At 61.9% G+C, this 15,030-nt stretch carries 16 protein-coding genes and 1 tRNA gene; 4 read left to right on the top strand and 13 right to left on the bottom strand.

The genetic code is table 11. The annotated features are described in order from the left end of the window. Window positions 1-11 precede the first annotated feature (11 nt). The 4 genes from QM596_RS25835 to QM596_RS25820 all read right to left on the bottom strand — a co-directional run bounded on the left by QM596_RS25835 (window position 12) and on the right by QM596_RS25820 (window position 6,843). Window positions 12-1,943, bottom strand: a complete 1,932-nt coding sequence (locus QM596_RS25835) for an ABC transporter ATP-binding protein (protein ID WP_080910547.1) — start codon at window positions 1,941-1,943, stop codon at window positions 12-14. Further along, entirely contained in the window at window positions 1,940-3,673 is a 1,734-nt protein-coding gene (locus QM596_RS25830; protein ID WP_021332868.1) for an ABC transporter ATP-binding protein, read from the bottom strand. The genes QM596_RS25835 and QM596_RS25830 overlap by 4 nt, the downstream gene beginning before the upstream one ends. A gap of 114 nt (window positions 3,674-3,787) precedes the next feature. Continuing rightward, the gene (locus tag QM596_RS25825) at window positions 3,788-6,142 is read right to left on the bottom strand and encodes an MMPL family transporter (protein ID WP_141487946.1); all 2,355 of its coding nucleotides are present in this window, start codon (window positions 6,140-6,142) and stop codon (window positions 3,788-3,790) included. Window positions 6,143-6,213: 71 nt separating this feature from the next. Beyond that, window positions 6,214-6,843: a TetR/AcrR family transcriptional regulator gene (locus QM596_RS25820; RefSeq protein WP_007731646.1), complete on the bottom strand. Its 630-nt coding sequence runs from the start codon at window positions 6,841-6,843 to the stop codon at window positions 6,214-6,216. Between the two features lie 250 nt (window positions 6,844-7,093). Between QM596_RS25820 and QM596_RS25815 the strand changes: the two genes are divergently transcribed. After that, the gene (locus tag QM596_RS25815) at window positions 7,094-8,203 is read left to right on the top strand and encodes a GGDEF domain-containing protein (protein ID WP_141487947.1); all 1,110 of its coding nucleotides are present in this window, start codon (window positions 7,094-7,096) and stop codon (window positions 8,201-8,203) included. 12 nt (window positions 8,204-8,215) lie between these two features. Here the strand turns inward: QM596_RS25815 and QM596_RS25810 are convergent, their stop codons facing one another. Beyond that, complete coding sequence (locus tag QM596_RS25810; RefSeq protein WP_003943908.1) at window positions 8,216-8,671, bottom strand: RrF2 family transcriptional regulator; 456 nt, start codon at window positions 8,669-8,671, stop codon at window positions 8,216-8,218. A 128-nt stretch (window positions 8,672-8,799) separates the two neighbouring features. On the opposite strand from QM596_RS25810, the gene QM596_RS25805 reads away from it, so the two are divergent. After that, window positions 8,800-9,741 carry a sterol desaturase family protein gene (locus tag QM596_RS25805; protein WP_080910545.1) on the top strand — a complete coding sequence of 314 codons (942 nt, stop codon included), beginning with the start codon at window positions 8,800-8,802 and terminating at the stop codon, window positions 9,739-9,741. On the opposite strand, the gene QM596_RS25800 is transcribed toward QM596_RS25805, so the two are convergent. The 3 genes from QM596_RS25800 to QM596_RS25790 all read right to left on the bottom strand — a co-directional run bounded on the left by QM596_RS25800 (window position 9,707) and on the right by QM596_RS25790 (window position 11,203). Continuing rightward, window positions 9,707-10,045 (bottom strand): DUF202 domain-containing protein, encoded by a 339-nt coding sequence (locus QM596_RS25800; RefSeq protein ID WP_029254269.1) that lies wholly within the window; start codon window positions 10,043-10,045, stop codon window positions 9,707-9,709. The two genes, QM596_RS25805 and QM596_RS25800, sit on opposite strands and share 35 nt — an antisense overlap. Then, entirely contained in the window at window positions 10,046-10,396 is a 351-nt protein-coding gene (locus QM596_RS25795; RefSeq protein ID WP_256064761.1) for a YidH family protein, read from the bottom strand. Between the two features lie 123 nt (window positions 10,397-10,519). Next, complete coding sequence (locus tag QM596_RS25790; protein WP_019746487.1) at window positions 10,520-11,203, bottom strand: YceI family protein; 684 nt, start codon at window positions 11,201-11,203, stop codon at window positions 10,520-10,522. A gap of 244 nt (window positions 11,204-11,447) precedes the next feature. Between QM596_RS25790 and QM596_RS25785 the strand changes: the two genes are divergently transcribed. After that, on the top strand, window positions 11,448-11,621 hold the full coding sequence (locus tag QM596_RS25785; protein ID WP_003943953.1) for a hypothetical protein: 174 nt from the start codon (window positions 11,448-11,450) through the stop codon (window positions 11,619-11,621). Between the two features lie 226 nt (window positions 11,622-11,847). Here the strand turns inward: QM596_RS25785 and QM596_RS25780 are convergent. The 4 genes from QM596_RS25780 to QM596_RS25765 form a co-directional block, all read right to left on the bottom strand. Further along, a tRNA-Ser gene (locus tag QM596_RS25780) sits at window positions 11,848-11,938 on the bottom strand. Window positions 11,939-11,994: 56 nt separating this feature from the next. Further along, complete coding sequence (locus QM596_RS25775) at window positions 11,995-12,186, bottom strand: CsbD family protein (RefSeq protein WP_003943869.1); 192 nt, start codon at window positions 12,184-12,186, stop codon at window positions 11,995-11,997. A 139-nt stretch (window positions 12,187-12,325) separates the two neighbouring features. Further along, window positions 12,326-12,787 (bottom strand): nucleoside deaminase, encoded by a 462-nt coding sequence (locus tag QM596_RS25770; RefSeq protein ID WP_047271540.1) that lies wholly within the window; start codon window positions 12,785-12,787, stop codon window positions 12,326-12,328. Next, window positions 12,788-13,327: a tRNA adenosine deaminase-associated protein gene (locus QM596_RS25765; protein ID WP_047888780.1), complete on the bottom strand. Its 540-nt coding sequence runs from the start codon at window positions 13,325-13,327 to the stop codon at window positions 12,788-12,790. A 48-nt stretch (window positions 13,328-13,375) separates the two neighbouring features. Here QM596_RS25765 and QM596_RS25760 point away from each other — a divergent pair, with 48 nt between their 5' ends. Beyond that, window positions 13,376-14,350: a prephenate dehydrogenase gene (locus QM596_RS25760; protein ID WP_256064856.1), complete on the top strand. Its 975-nt coding sequence runs from the start codon at window positions 13,376-13,378 to the stop codon at window positions 14,348-14,350. Between the two features lie 11 nt (window positions 14,351-14,361). On the opposite strand, the gene QM596_RS25755 is transcribed toward QM596_RS25760, so the two are convergent. Next, complete coding sequence (locus QM596_RS25755) at window positions 14,362-14,949, bottom strand: putative glycolipid-binding domain-containing protein (RefSeq protein WP_019746484.1); 588 nt, start codon at window positions 14,947-14,949, stop codon at window positions 14,362-14,364. Between the last annotated feature and the right edge of the window lie 81 nt (window positions 14,950-15,030).

The following is a 15,030-nucleotide window of genomic DNA, read 5'->3' as shown; positions in this document are numbered from 1 at the left end:
TAGTAGTGCGATTAGATCTCCGCTCCCACGAATTGGCTGTTGTACAGACGGAAGTACGCGCCGCGGGATTCGAGCAGATCCTCATGGCTCCCCTGCTCCACGATCCGGCCTTCCTCCATCACCACGATCAGGTTCGCATCACGAATTGTCGAAAGACGGTGCGCGATGACAAAGCTGGTGCGGTCGTTGCGCAGAACCGCGGTGGCGCTCTGGACCAGCAGTTCGGTGCGTGTGTCCACCGAACTGGTCGCCTCGTCGAGGATCAGGATGGACGGCTGCGAGATGAAGGCGCGGGCGATAGTGATGAGCTGCTTCTCACCGGCACTGACGTTGCTGCCTTCCTCGTCGATGACCGTGTCGTAACCCTCAGGCAGAGAGTGCACGAACTTGTCGACGTAGCTCATCTCGGCCGCACGACGAATCTCCTCGTCGGTGGCACCAGGCTTGCCGTAGGCGATGTTCTCGCGGATGGTTCCACCGAACAGCCACGCGTCCTGCAGAACCATGCCGATCCGTGAGCGCAGATCGTCTCGCGTCATGTCGGCGATGTCGATGCCGTCCAAAGTGATTCGGCCCGAATTGAGTTCGTAGAACCGCAGGATGAGGTTGACGAGGGTGGTCTTGCCGGCGCCGGTGGGTCCGACGATCGCAACCATCTGGCCCGGCTCGGCAGTCAGGGACAGGTCCTCGATCAGCGGCTGTTCCGGCTTGTAACTGAAGGTGACGTTCTCGAACTTGACGCGACCCTTGTCGACCGTGGGCGACTTCGCACTCTTCGGGTCCTCCGACTGCTCCTCTTGGTCGAGCAGCGCGAAGACCCGCTCGGCCGAAGCGACGCCGGACTGCAGCAGATTGGTCATCGACGCGATCTGCGTGAGCGGCTGGGTGAACTGCCGCGAGTACTGGATGAACGCTTGCACGTCGCCGAGGGTCATCGTTCCGGATGCGACGCGCATGCCACCCACCACTGCGATGGCGACGTAGTTGAGGTTGCCGAGGAACATCACGGCCGGCATGACCAGACCGGAGATGAACTGCGCCTTGAAACTCGACTCGTACAGATCCTCGTTCTGCTTGCGGAAGCGCTCCTCGACCTCCTGCTGGCGACCGAACACCTTGACCAACTCGTGGCCGCTGAATGCTTCCTCGACCTGCGCGTTGATTCCGCCGGTGCTCTTCCACTGCGCCACGAAGTGCTTCTGTGAACGCTTCGCGATGAACGCCGTCACCATGATCGACAGCGGAACAGTTGCCACCGCGATCAAGGCGAGCAGCGGTGAGATCCACAGCATCATCACCAGAATGCCCAGGACGGTCATCACCGACATGACCAACTGGCTGAGCGTCTGCTGCAAGCTCTGCGCGACGTTGTCGATGTCATTGGTCACGCGTGAGAGAACATCACCGCGGGCATGGGTATCGAAGTACCGCAAGGGAAGTCGGTGAATCTTCTGCTCGACGTCCTCACGCAGACGACGAACGGTTCGCTGGACCACGATGTTGAGCAGATACGCCTGCAGCCAACTGAACAGCGACGCGCAGACGAACAGCAGCAGCACGATCATCAAGACCTTGCCGACGGCGTCGAAATCGATTCCGGTTCCGGGCACAACGGCCATGCCGGACACCATGTCGGCGAGTTGACCCTGCCCCGAAGCGCGCAATCCTTCGACAGCCTGTTCCTTTGTCGTCCCCGGCTGGAGTTGCTTACTGACGATGCCGTCGAAGATCAGATTGGTGGCGTTTCCCAGGATCTTCGGCGCGATCGAGGAAAGTACGACGCTTGCCGTCACCAAAGCGAAGATCAGGATGACGATCGGCTTGTCCGGGCTCAAGCGACCGAGGAGACGCTTGAGCGAAGGGCCGAAGTTCATGGCCTTCTTGGTGGGATCGCCGCCGCCGGGCGGGCCGATGGGAGGCGAGGAAGTCGGTCGATTACTCATGATGCGTCCTGTACGGCTAGCTGAGAGGCGACGATTTCGCCGTAGGTGGGACAACTGACCACGAGTTCGTCGTGCGTGCCGATCCCCACGATGGCGCCGTCGTCGAGCACGATGATCTGATCGGCCTCGACGATAGTGGAGATACGCTGCGCGACAACGACTATGCAGGCGTCTTGCGTGACCGGCCGGAGCGCCGCACGCAGCCGTGCGTCGGTAGTGAGGTCGAGTGCCGAGAAGGAATCGTCGAACAGATAGATCTGCGGCTTACGCACCAACGCTCTCGCGATGGCGAGTCTCTGACGCTGACCGCCCGATACCGTCGTACCGCCTTGTGCCACCGGTGTGTCCAGGCCTTCTGGCATGGCGCGGACGAAGTCGGCAGCTTGGGCGATCTCGAGGCACTCCCACAGCCATTCGTCGGTAGCTTCGGGGTTTCCGTAGCGGAGATTGGTGGCGACAGTGCCGGAGAACAGATACGGCTTCTGCGGGACCAGACCGATCACCGAGCAGAGCAGCTCCGTGTCGATGTCGCGGACGTCGACGCCGCCCACCGATACCGATCCGGAGGTGGAGTCGATCAAACGTGGAATCAGGTTGAGCAGAGTGGTCTTTCCCGAACCGGTGCCGCCGATGATCGCCGTCGTCTTGCCTGGTTCGGCGCGGAAGGTGATGTCGCGCAACACTGGCTCCTCGGCTCCGGGGAACTGGAACTGAGCCCCACGAAGCTCGACGACGCCCGGGTCCTTCAACTCCAGGACCGGATTCTCGGGCGGAATCACCGAGGAATCGGTGTCGAGTACCTCGGAGATACGTTCGGCGCACACCGACGCACGCGGCAGCATCACCGCCATGAAGGTGGCCATCATGACGGCCATCAGGATCTGCATGATGTAGCTGAGCATCGCGGTGAGCGAGCCGATCTGCATCGAGCCCTCGTTGATCTGATGGCCACCGAACCAGATGACCGCGACGCTGGTGACATTGCTGATCAGCATCACGAGCGGGAACATCAGTGCCATGAGGCGGCCGACGCCGAGTGCAGTCTCCGTCAGTTCGCGGTTGGCGTCGCCGAAACGCTCTACCTCGTACGGTTCCCGTACAAACGCTCGGACGACGCGGATGCCCGTGATCTGTTCGCGAAGAACACGGTTGACGGCGTCGAGGCGGCCCTGCATGACCCGGAATCCGGGGACCATCCGGGCAATCAGGAAACCCATCGAGACTACGAGGAGCGGGACGCTGATCCCGAGGATCCAGGAAAGATTCAGGTCCTGTCGTAGAGCCATGATGATGCCGCCGATACACATGATCGGAGCCATGACGAGGATGGTGCAACTCATCACGACCATCATCTGTACTTGCTGGACGTCGTTGGTATTGCGGGTGATCAGCGAAGGCGCACCGAAGTGGCCGACTTCCCTGGCCGAGAACGTCCCGACCTGATGCAGCACCGACGCTCGGAGGTCGCGCCCGACGCCCATGGCGACTCGCGCTCCGAAGAAGACGGCACCCACCGAGCACAGGATCTGCGTCAGCGTGACCATCAGCATCATCCCGCCGGTGGAGAGGATGTAGCCGGTGTCGCCTTTGGTCACGCCGTTGTCGATGATGTCGGCGTTGAGACTCGGAAGGTAAAGGGCCGCCATAGTCGAAATAAACTGCAGGACGACAACGCCCGTGAGTTCACCCCGGTACGGCGTCAGATAAGTGCGCAGCAGCCTGATCAGCATAGTGAGCGAAGGTTACCAATCCTGGCCGACATGTGCCGCTGGATATTTCGATACGCAAAAACAGCTGTGCGCCTTTATTAACCGCGGGGGGTTAATAAAGGCGCACAGCAGAGATCAAGCAGATGCGGACTGCAGTTCCGCTTCCTTCTCGTCACGGAGGGCCTTGCTGAGCTTCTCACCCTCGATGTCGACGTTCGGCAGAATCTTGTCCAGCCACTTCGGCAGCCACCACGCCTTGTCGCCGAGCAGTGCCATGACGGACGGGATGATCACCATGCGCACGATGAAGGCGTCGAAGAACACCGCCGCGGCGAGCGCGAATCCGATCGACTTGATGAACGAGTTCGGTTCCGCGATGAAGGCACCGAACACGGAGATCATGATGACCGCGGCCGCACTGACCACGCGGGCACCGTGGTTGAAGCCGATGGTCACGGCCTCCTTCGCGCTCGCACCGTGGACGTACTCCTCACGCATACGCGTCACGAGGAACACCTGGTAGTCCATCGCCAACCCGAACACCACGCCGATCAGGAAGATCGGCATGAAACTCACGAGCGGTTGCGGGTTCGAGATGATGCCCAACCAACCGTGCTGGAAGATCGCCACCGTCGCACCGAATGTCGCGAGCACGCTGAGCAGGAAGCCGAGCGTCGCGGTCAGCGGAACCAGGATCGAACGGAACACCAAGAGCAACAGAATGAATGCAAGGCCGACCACTACGGCAAGGTAGGGCACCAATGCATCCTTCAGCGTGTCCGAGACGTCGCCTTCGAGTGCGGTCTGACCAGTGATGCCGTAGCTGACGCCGATCGAATCGTTGAGTCCGCCTTCTGCTCCGCGGAGGCTGCCCACCAGGTCCATCGTGGCCGGATCGGTCGGTCCGCTCTTCGGAGTGATCAGTACCTGCGCGGTGTCGCCGGCTTCGTTGACCCTCACGACCTGTGCGTTCTGGACGTCACCGAAGCTCGAGATGGTCGAGACGACCTCCGCAAAGGCCTCCCCGGCGGGGACGCTGGCATCTTTGGCGTCGACAACCGCGATCAGCGGTCCGTTGCGGCCGTCACCGAAGCCCTCGTCGATCAGGTCGTACGCCTGACGCGCACTGGTCGCCGGGTCACCGGTGGCCTCCGACGGCAATGCCAGGCTCAATCCCGTTGCGGGCAGAGCCAATGCGCCCAGAAGAACTACTCCACCGATCAGCGGCACGAGCGGACGACGAACGACGGCGGTGATGAAGCGCAGAGCCAGCTTCGGCTTGCCTGAATCATTGTTTTCGGACTCCTCCGCACGCTTGCTGAGGAAGGGAATCTTGCCGGCAAAAGCCTTGCGTCCGAACATACCCAGGATCGCGGGCAGCAAGGTCAATGCGATCAGAACCGCGATCAGCACGGTGAAGGCCGCTGCCGCACCCATGTCCGAGAGGAACGGGATGCCGACGACACGCAAGGCAACGAGCGCGATGATGACTGTCAAACCGGCGAATACCACTGCGGAACCGGCAGTTCCGACGGCGCGACCTGCTGCTTCGGCACGGTTGTCGGTGAGGGTGAGCTCATGCCTGAACCTGGACATGATGAACAGCGAGTAGTCGATCGCCACGGCCAGACCGATCATGATCGCCAGCGTCGGAGTCATCGAACTGAGATCCATGAATCCGGTGGCAACCGTGATTCCAAGGCTGCCGATAGCGATACCGATGATCGCGGTCAGGAGCGGAAGCCCCGCGGCCACAAGCGAACCGAACGTGATGGCCAGAACGACAGCGGCAACGGCGATACCGATCAGCTCGGTGACACCACCGGGCATCTCCGCTTCCTGAGCAGCAGAACCACTGACCTGGACGTTGAGTCCCTCGGCCCGACCGACATCGGCTGCGGAGTTGATCGAATCACGCAACGCCTGATCGAGATCGGCGAAGTCACCGCTGAACGGAACCTCGACGTACCCGACCGTGCCGTCGGCACTGAGCGGCGACAACGCGCGCGCGTCGTCCACGGCCTGCGTCTCGGAAGTTCCAGCCGCAGCAGCCTTTTCCTTGAACATCGCAACCATGGAGTCGTTGCCGGTAACCGGATTGACCAACGCCTTCGCGGCCTGTTCCGGAGTGGCAGTCGCCGGGTCCACCTTGGCGGAGTCGGCGACCTTGTCGATGCCACGAATACTCGCGAGCATGTCGTCCATGGCCTTGACGTTCGCCGGATCGGCCAGCGTCGTGCCCGCCGGAGCTTGCACTACGTATCGCGCGCTCAGCGAATCCATCGGGTTGGGCGCGTCGGGAAAACGCTCCGCCATCAGGTCTTGCGCCTGCTGTGCCGGGGTTCCCGGAATGGAGAACGAATCCTTGGTGGGGCCGGACAGAGTGGCTGCCCCGACGCCCATCAGGACCAGGATTATCAGCCAAACGCTGAGGACCGCGCCTTTTCGCCGGTAGGCGAACTTGCCGATCCGATAAAGATAGGTGGCCACGACGGGCTCCTTGCTGTTTCGGTGCGTGTACGTGGACAGGTATTACGTGTGGGGCTCAGAGACGGGACATCTCAGGGACGCGACATCTCAGGGGCGGGCGGCGGCGCGGGCAATCCGGCACGAATCTGCCGAAAAGCGTCGTGAACCAACTCCTCCGGACTGGAAGCCTCCGACTTTCCGCCAGTCCAGACGTCGATCACCGATTTAGCGGCTCCGCCCACCGCTCCCAGGAGGAGCGTCGGGTACAGGTCCTTCTCGGCGTCGGTACCGGTGCGTTCCGCCAATGCCTGAACGACTGCACGGTTGATCCGCTGATGCATGTCTGCGGCATCCCGGTAGAGCGCGGGACTCGAATCCGACAGCAGCCAGATACTTGCCTTCTCACTCCCACTCGGACCTGAGTCGTTCACGATTTCGACCACAAGTTCTTCGAGGACGTCGAGAATTGGTTCGTCCGCGGGCCGCGACGCAAGCGCCTCGATCCACAGGTTCACCGATTCCTCGAAACTGGCGAGCACTGCCTCCTCCTTGCTGGAGAAGTAGTTGTGGAACGTCCTCGTCGACACTCCGGCCTCGGAGGCGATCGCGTCAGCGGTGACGCATTCGATCCCCAGCGCACGAGCGAGCCGTGCTGCCGCGCCACTGAGTGCGGCACGGGTTGCTGCCTTCTTGCGGTCGCGAAGGCCTTGTTCGATGATCACTCCAACACGGTACCCAACTTGCAGAGCTCTGCAACTTTGCAGAGGTCTGCAATATTGTGCGATCGAACACACAGCGCGGAAACTCGAGGCGTACCTCACACTCACGCACGGCAAATGCCTGAACAGCGCGACAGAGAGAGTTGTGAGCAGCTCCACGGCGTGACGCCCACTGCCAAGTTGACGCGTGAATCAACATGGCCTGACATACTTTGCGGTGAATTAACCGCAATGTGCTCGGCGAAGGAATCTGATGGACCCGCTCCTGCATACCTGGCCGGTTTCGTCCACGGTAATGCTGTGGGGATCGAAGTCCGGACGAGGCTCCGTACTACGTCTCGTCCGTCTGACCATCGGATTCTGCTCACTCAATTTCTCGATCGTGGCGTTCCTGTTTCTCCTCAGCGGAGAGGGCCCGGACGGACCGTTTGCGCGCAGTTGGCTCGTCGGCATTGCGACCGTCAACCTGATCCCCACGATTCTCTGGTTTGTCGGCCGAATCAGAGGTTCACGCATGCTCAAGCTCTACGGTCTGTGGGCGGATCTCGGAACGGCCTCGATTCTCATCACCTTCACCAGCCATAACGCCGCCCTTTTCGGCGCGGCACTCTTTGTGGCCACCGGCGCCTACTTCACCTATTTTCTCGACCGCCGCTGGCTGGCATTCCACCTCGCCTTTGCCACGACGTTTGTCATCGCCCTGACCGTGCTCGGCCTGACGAACGGCGACTACTCGGCAACCAGCGTGATTGCACGCACCGACGTCGTACTGTGTGCCGTGATCTTCATTCCGGCCACCATTCAATTCACCTGGCGGCAATTACTCTCGCGCGCAACGGGATCCAAGGTGGATGCACTCACCGGACTCCTGAACCGGCGAGGGCTGTGGGACATGTCGGAGCGTATCTGGTCGGTCGCGTCGGCAAATCGTGCCGACATTGCTGTTGCCGTCGTCGACATCGACAAGTTCAAGGCTGTGAACGACACCTTCGGTCACGAAGTCGGTGACGCCGTCATCATCCGGACAGGAACGCGCCTGCAGGAGCATGTGAACGGTTTCGGCTACGCCGCGCGCACCGGCGGCGAGGAGTTCACCGTTGTGATGATCGGCACCCCGTACGGACTTCGCAAAAGAATCGCGACACTGCCCAAAGCCGTCGTGAACGCTTCCGACGACCCCTTGGCCACGGTCAGCGTCGGAGCAGCGACGCTACCTTTCATCCCGCATCAGGAAGAGTTCGACTACAACGAGTTCTCCCGAGCAATCGTTGCGGCCGATCATCTGATGTACGACGCAAAATCCGCGGGAGGCAACACTGCGAACACTGCTCCTATGACTGTTCCACGTCGACGGGCACCCTGAAACCGGGCTGTATCAGCGCCGATTCCACGCCTCGGGATCTGCCGTCAGTTCGTGAATGAACTCGGGCAACTCTCCACCTGCAACATCGGTGAGTGTGACATTTTCGAGCACAGCACGGAGGTTGACGCGCACTGCAATCCACACCTCCTTGAGGGGCGTCGCCGGCCCCCCGTAGTCGACGTCTTCCGGTCGCTGACCCCGAATCGAAGCAAGCGGTCCTTCGACGGCTCGTATGACGTCTGCAATCGTGATCTCGTCCGCGGACCGAGCGAGCCAGTATCCCCCGTCCGGGCCTCGACGGCTGTTGACCAAGCCGCCGCGCCGCAGGTCCGAGAGCACCGCTTCCAGGAACTTGTGGGGTATGACCTGGGATTTGGCGAGAAACTCGGCCTTGGCCGGGTCAGGACCTACTGCCGCGAGCTCGACCAGAGTCCGCACGGCGTAGTCCACCTTCGCGGTGATATGCACCGGCAATTCCTACCATCGTTCTATGAATAGTCGCAACAAACCTGCGAGTTCTTCGCCGCAAAGGGTTCCGTGACGTTACATTTTGATGCATGATGTAACGATCGAAGCTAGAGAACAGGACAAATCGCGTGTGGGAAACCCTTCTCGAATCATGGAAGTCACTTCTCGAACCGCTCCATGATCCAGTCACGCTCGCAATCCCCGCGTTTGTCATCTTCCTGGCAATCGAATGGTTCGCGGCCCGCGCTCTCGAGGATCATCCCGACGACGCCGACGGACGCGCACGACCCGCGGAAGGCGGCTACCGAAGCGTCGACGCCAGAACCAGCGTTCTGCTCGGACTCGTGTCGATCGCAACGAGCACCTTCTGGAAAGTGCTGGCGCTGATCGGCTATTCCGCAATCTGGGTGTACCTCGCTCCGTGGCACCTCTCGCCGACGGCCTGGTACACCTGGGTGATCCTGCTGCTCGGAATCGACGTCCTCTATTACGCGTATCACCGCATCGCGCACCGAGTTCGAGTCATCTGGGCCACACACCAGGCTCACCATTCGAGTGAGTACTTCAACTTCAGCACCGCACTGCGGCAGAAGTGGAACAACAGCGGTGAGATCATCATGTGGTTGCCGTTGCCGTTCCTCGGGATTCCGCCGTGGATGGTGTTCGTCGGCTTCTCCGTCAGCCTCGTCTACCAGTTCTTCGTCCACACCGAACGTGTCGGAAAACTCTGGCGGCCCATCGAATTCATCTTCAACACGCCGTCGCACCATCGCGTCCACCACGGGTCCGACGCCGAGTACCTCGACCGCAACTACGCCGGAATCCTCATCATCTGGGACCGGATGTTCGGAACATTCGCAGCCGAAACCCACCGGCCCACCTACGGACTCACGACGCCGGTCGGAACGTACAACATCTGGAAGCTCCAAACACGCGAATACGCTGCCATCGCTCGCGACTGGAAAGCGTCGAAGTCGTGGCGCCAGCGCGCAGGCTACGTGTTCGGCCCACCCGGCTGGGCACCCAAAGCCGAGGTTACTTCAACAGAATCCACAGCCCCGTCGCACTGAGCAGGAGCAGGGCGACCGCGAGAGCTGCACCCATACCCAAAGCTGGCGTTGCCTTTTCGGCTGAGAACTGGGCCAACCGCCTGGGCCGCGACCGACGTTCGTAGACCGTCACCGCCACGACAAGCACGGCAGCGAGGGACGGGCCGATCAGTGCTAGCGAACCGAACGGCGGCAACCATCTCAAACAGGCGGCAGACAAGCCGAGGATCGACAGACTCGTCCGTACGAACGAGAGCGATGTGCGCTCGGACTGCAAGCCCTTGTCCGGAGGCTTGACACCTTCCGACGGTTCCAGCGCGGTCAATCAGTTCACGACCTCGACCACCAGGACGGTCGCGCAGATCACCAGCAAGATGCCGACCACCGGCGCCATCAGCGGTACCGGCAACGAGCGCTCAGCACGCAGTGCTCGCTCGGCGCTGATCCAGTGAACAAAAGAAGTGATGGCGATCAGAGCGCCGCCGACGAGTAACAACGCTGCCAAGCCGGCACGAACCGTCGGGTTGAGAATGTCGCCGCCGAACGCTTCGAGTCCGACGCCCGACGCGACAAAGGCCGTCGCCGTGCGGATCCAGGCCAGATACGTCCGCTCATTGGCGAGAGTGAACCGTGGATCGGGGTCTTCACCCGTTCGGAACGGTCTCCACCGGGGCATCACCTGTTCATTCCGTCCGGGCAGAAATCGCACACTGCCTTCGGAACGGACAACAAGAAAGGAAGGTCATGTCCTTAATCTTCCCTGCCCGCCCCGAAGCAGTGCGAATCGGGTAGACGTAATTCAGCTCGCGGCGAGTGAGACGAGGAAGTCCACCGATCCACTGGCGTCGACGGTGACAAAACCGAGGGACGGGGGTTCAACTCCGAAATCGGTCCAGGTGACCGGAATCGAGCCCGATGCGATCAGCGAATCACCCGAATGCAGCACGGTCATGTCGACCGACACCGGCTTGGACTGACCTTTGAGTGTCAAGGTGCCAGACACCGTGACCGTCGCCGTTGTTCCGTCCGTCGGCACAGCAGCCAAGTCCACCGGCGAGTCGATCGTGAACGTCGCCGTCGGATACGTGCTGGTATCCATCACATTGCCCGTGAACTGGCCGTCGCGCCGATCCGAGTCGGTCTTGATGCTTGCCACCTGCACCGTCACTTCGCCTGAAGTGAGCTTTTCACCCTCGACAACCGCGTTTCCGCTCACCTCGCCGGTGGTTCCGACGACGGTCACACTCGATCCGTTCAGAATCTCGTGCACGGTGTATCCCGCTGCCGTCTGGTTGTCCCCCTGCCCGGCGACGACGGTCCACTGCCCGTCGATCGATCCGGACGCCGCTTCTGCGCCCTGAGTGGATACCACGGCCGCCGGCGCATCGTCTTCAGCGATGAATTTCCCGTACGCCCACGGCCCCACAAGCAGGGCGAGTACGACCACAACTACTGCTCCGCCGATCCACCAGATCTTTTTCATGGGTTCGACGATAGTTGCAGCTTCAACGATTGTCAGGACTTACGACCTGGGAGAACCCTGTGAAAGCGCTCCACGAACACCGAAAGCGGGCACACCCACAGCCATTAGTAATCATTTGGTAAAGTGGTTTTTGCATTCCGGCCCCAGCCTGGAGTGCCTGGGCCGTGCGCATCGAATCATGCATCGATCCCGATGCGCACGGTCTGCCCGAAACACGAATCACACCGATCGGGGGGGGCTCGCAATGGCGGACCTGACGCTCCTGACCGACGACGAGTTACGCGAGCGTCGGATCGCCCTCAGTCGATCCCTCACTACCGCAGCAGATTTGATCCCTACCCCGCCACCCTCGTTCTTCGAGAAGCTGAAGCAGGACATCGATGCCGCCGCTGCAGAGTGGATCGCTCGCCGCTCCTGAACTTCGTCAACCTGTGAATGTCCACCGGAGGACGGCCCCTCCCCCATAAGACTTAGTGCGGCTTCCGATCTCCTCCGAAGTCCAGCGCTGTCCTCGTCCGAATGGCGGACTGGCCGGTCGTCCGATGGTCCAGTCGGAGCGTGTCCGTCCTGACGGTCGTCAGCGCTCGCACGCCAGGTTTACCATACAAAAAAGCTCCCCACCTGCGTGAACAGGTGGGGAGCTTTGGCGGTGGCGGAGGGATTTGAACCCTCGGACGGGGGTTACCCGTCACACGCTTTCGAGGCGTGCTCCTTAGGCCGCTCGGACACGCCACCGTTGGTGACTTTACCGGATGGAGTGCCCGTGGCCGAAATCGCCAGGTGGAGCGGTATTACGTGAGCTTGTCCTTGATGCTGGATGCGGCGTCCTTGACCTTCTCGCCGGCATCCTTGACGGCCGATTTCACCTGGTCGCCTTTACCTTCGTTTTCGAGGTCCCGGTCACCGGTAGCGCTGCCAGCAGCTTCCTTGGCCTTGCCCCCGAGGTCTTCGGCCTTGTTCTGAGCCTTGTCTGCGATTCCCATGAGTACTCCTCTGTGAACGCGAACGAATCACCTTCCGGCGATTCGCCGATACCCTGACGGCATCTGATCTCCACCATGCCCGTGATTACCGGTTCCGGCTACCCGAGTGTGCGATCACTCTCGATGGGGAATACCTATTTCAGGCCCGCTGCTCGCGGAAGAAATCTTCCAAAAGCCCAGCGCATTCGTCCTCGAGGACCCCGCCGCGCACCTGCGGCCGATAGGTCAATCTTTTATCTCGAACTACGTCCCATAATGATCCGACGGCTCCGGTTTTCGGCTCCCACGCCCCGAAAACGACCCGAGAAACCCGGGCGAGGACCAGAGCGCCCGCACACATCGTGCAGGGCTCGAGGGTGACGGCCAGCGTCGCACCTTCCAGGCGCCAGCCGTCGCCGTAGATTTTTGCGGCAGCACGCAACGCGAGGATTTCGGCGTGCGCGGTCGGATCGGACGACGCTTCCCTTGCATTGGAGGCCCGAGCAACTTCGACGCCGTCTGCGTCGAACACCACTGCCCCGACCGGGACGTCTGCGTCGGAGGCGGAACGTGCGGCCACGATGGCCGCACGGATCATGCGCTGATCGTCAGCGAGAGTCATCTAGCGCGGGAGCTTGTCGAGCGCTACGCCGAACTCGGATGCGAACCCGAGTCGCTGCGCGATCATCCCCAACTGCTCGTCCGGATAAAGATCGGTCTCGGCCGCGATGACGGCGAGCACGGGTTCCGGCAGGCCCAGATCGGCCAGCACGGACAGATCGCCCTCTTCCCAGGGTTCGACGTCGTCGAGGTCGTCCGGATCGATGTCGGGGATCTCGATGTGCAAGGCGTCGAGGACGTCAGCTGCGATGTCGTAGTCGATGGCGGCGGTCGCGTCGGAAATCAGCAACTGCGTGCCGGACGGCGCCGGACGCAACACGATGAAGAACTCGTCGTCGACGTCGAGAAGACCGAAGACGGCACCCGAACTTCGCAGCTCACGCAGCTGCGTTTCGGCGGCCGAGAGCGAGGTCAACGCGTCGGGCGTCAATGCCTTGACCGTCCAACGCCCCTCTTCACGGACCACCGCGACACCGAAGCCTTCAAGCTCCTCCGACTGGTTCGAAGAGGCGCTCTTGTTACCCGCGCGCTGTGCACCCATGGCGCAACGGTAGCCCGCCTGGTGCCAGTGAGTGAAGTCCGAGCATCGATGTGCCAACCTGAACTCGTGTCTGCGATCGATTCCGCCCCACCAGTCTGCGTTCTCGGCCTCGGATTGATCGGCGGTTCGCTACTTCGCGCCGCCGTCCGATCCGGCCGTCAGGCGTGGGGTTACAACCGTTCCAGCGAGTCCGCCGACGCGGCCCGAGCCGACGGTTTCGATGCCGACACCGATCTGGTTTCAGTGCTGCAGAGAGCGAACGAGAGCGGTGCGATCATTGTGATCGCCGTGCCGATGCCTGCCGTCGACGCCACCTTGGAGGCAATCGCCGCGCATGCGCCGAACAATCCCATCACGGACGTCGTCAGCGTCAAGGGCGAAGTGAAGGCCGCGGTCGAACGAGCGGGCTTGAGCGCCAAGTTCGTGGGCGGTCATCCGATGGCGGGGACGTCAGCTTCGGGTTGGGCGGTCGGGGATGCCGATCTGTTCGTCGACGCGGTGTGGGTCGTTGCCACCGACAACGGCGTCGACGCAGACGTGTGGTCGCAGGTCGCCGACCTTGCACTCGACTGCGGCTCGGTGGTCGTGCCGGCCGAATCTCTCGAGCACGATCGAGCTGTTGCACGTATCTCGCACCTGCCCCACCTACTGGCGGAAACACTCGCGATCACCGGAGCTGCCGGCGGCGAACTGGCCCTTGGGCTGGCCGCCGGGTCATTTCGCGACGGCACCCGCGTAGCCGGGAGCGCTCCTGGCCTGGTGCGGGCGATGTGCGAGGGCAACCGTGACGCCCTGCTGGTCGCGCTGGACGAAGCGCTCGACCTTTTGCAGGGTGCACGCACCGATCTGCTCGACAACGGCTCCACGGCACGATTGGTGGACGCAGGGTTCGCTGCGCGCGGCGCTTACGAGTCGCACGAGCGTTGGGACATCGAAGACCTTCGGGTCGGAGAACCCGACTGGATCGAGCGGATGCGGGACGCCGGTCGACGCGGTGGTGTCATCCGGCGATCCGAAACCTAGAGGTACGAAACCTAGATTCGAGTTGCCAGACCCGGGTAGTCGAGGACAAAGCCTTCGGTATCGACGGCCAGCGTCGAGCTGGACACCGGGGACAGCACACTGATTCCGTCGGTGCCGCTGCTGTAGGTGATGGTCGCACCCTCGACGCGCAGGTCGAGAAGGTTGACGTAGACGACCGGGACCTCGGCGTCTTCGATGTCGTTCTGCAAGCCGACGCGGCGGATGGGCAGCGTGTTGAAGAACGGGCTGAGGATCACGTCGACATCGAGTGCGCCATCGAACGCAGAGCGCTGGTGACTGGCGCCGTTCTCGACCATCCAGGTGCCTTCTTCGTCCCGGCTGATCGACATCTGACGCTCACCGGCGGCCAGGGCGGTCCGCACCGACAGCCTGCGGGTGATGCCGGCCTCGTCGGTGACCAGGTCGTATGACGCGCTGAATGCAGGGTGCTCACTGCAGGCTCCACCGATGATCCGGCCGGAAGCCTTGATGCGATTTCCGTTCAGCTGCACACGAACAGACTCCATACGAGGAGCGTTGTGGGCCTGCCAGGTCAATACCGCGGGCCAGGACGCGTCACCGGAAGGTTGGATGCTCACCCGACCACGGTAATGGACGAACGGGCGCGGAGCACCGCTGGTTCGGGTTATTGCTTCGATCAGGGACCTTTTAGGGACTTC

This window comes from Rhodococcus sp. IEGM 1406, assembly GCF_030056745.1.
Lineage (GTDB): Bacteria > Actinomycetota > Actinomycetes > Mycobacteriales > Mycobacteriaceae > Rhodococcus_F > Rhodococcus_F erythropolis.
The sequence above is the reverse complement of the archived record's forward strand: the minus strand, read 5'-3'. Positions and strand labels throughout refer to the sequence as shown.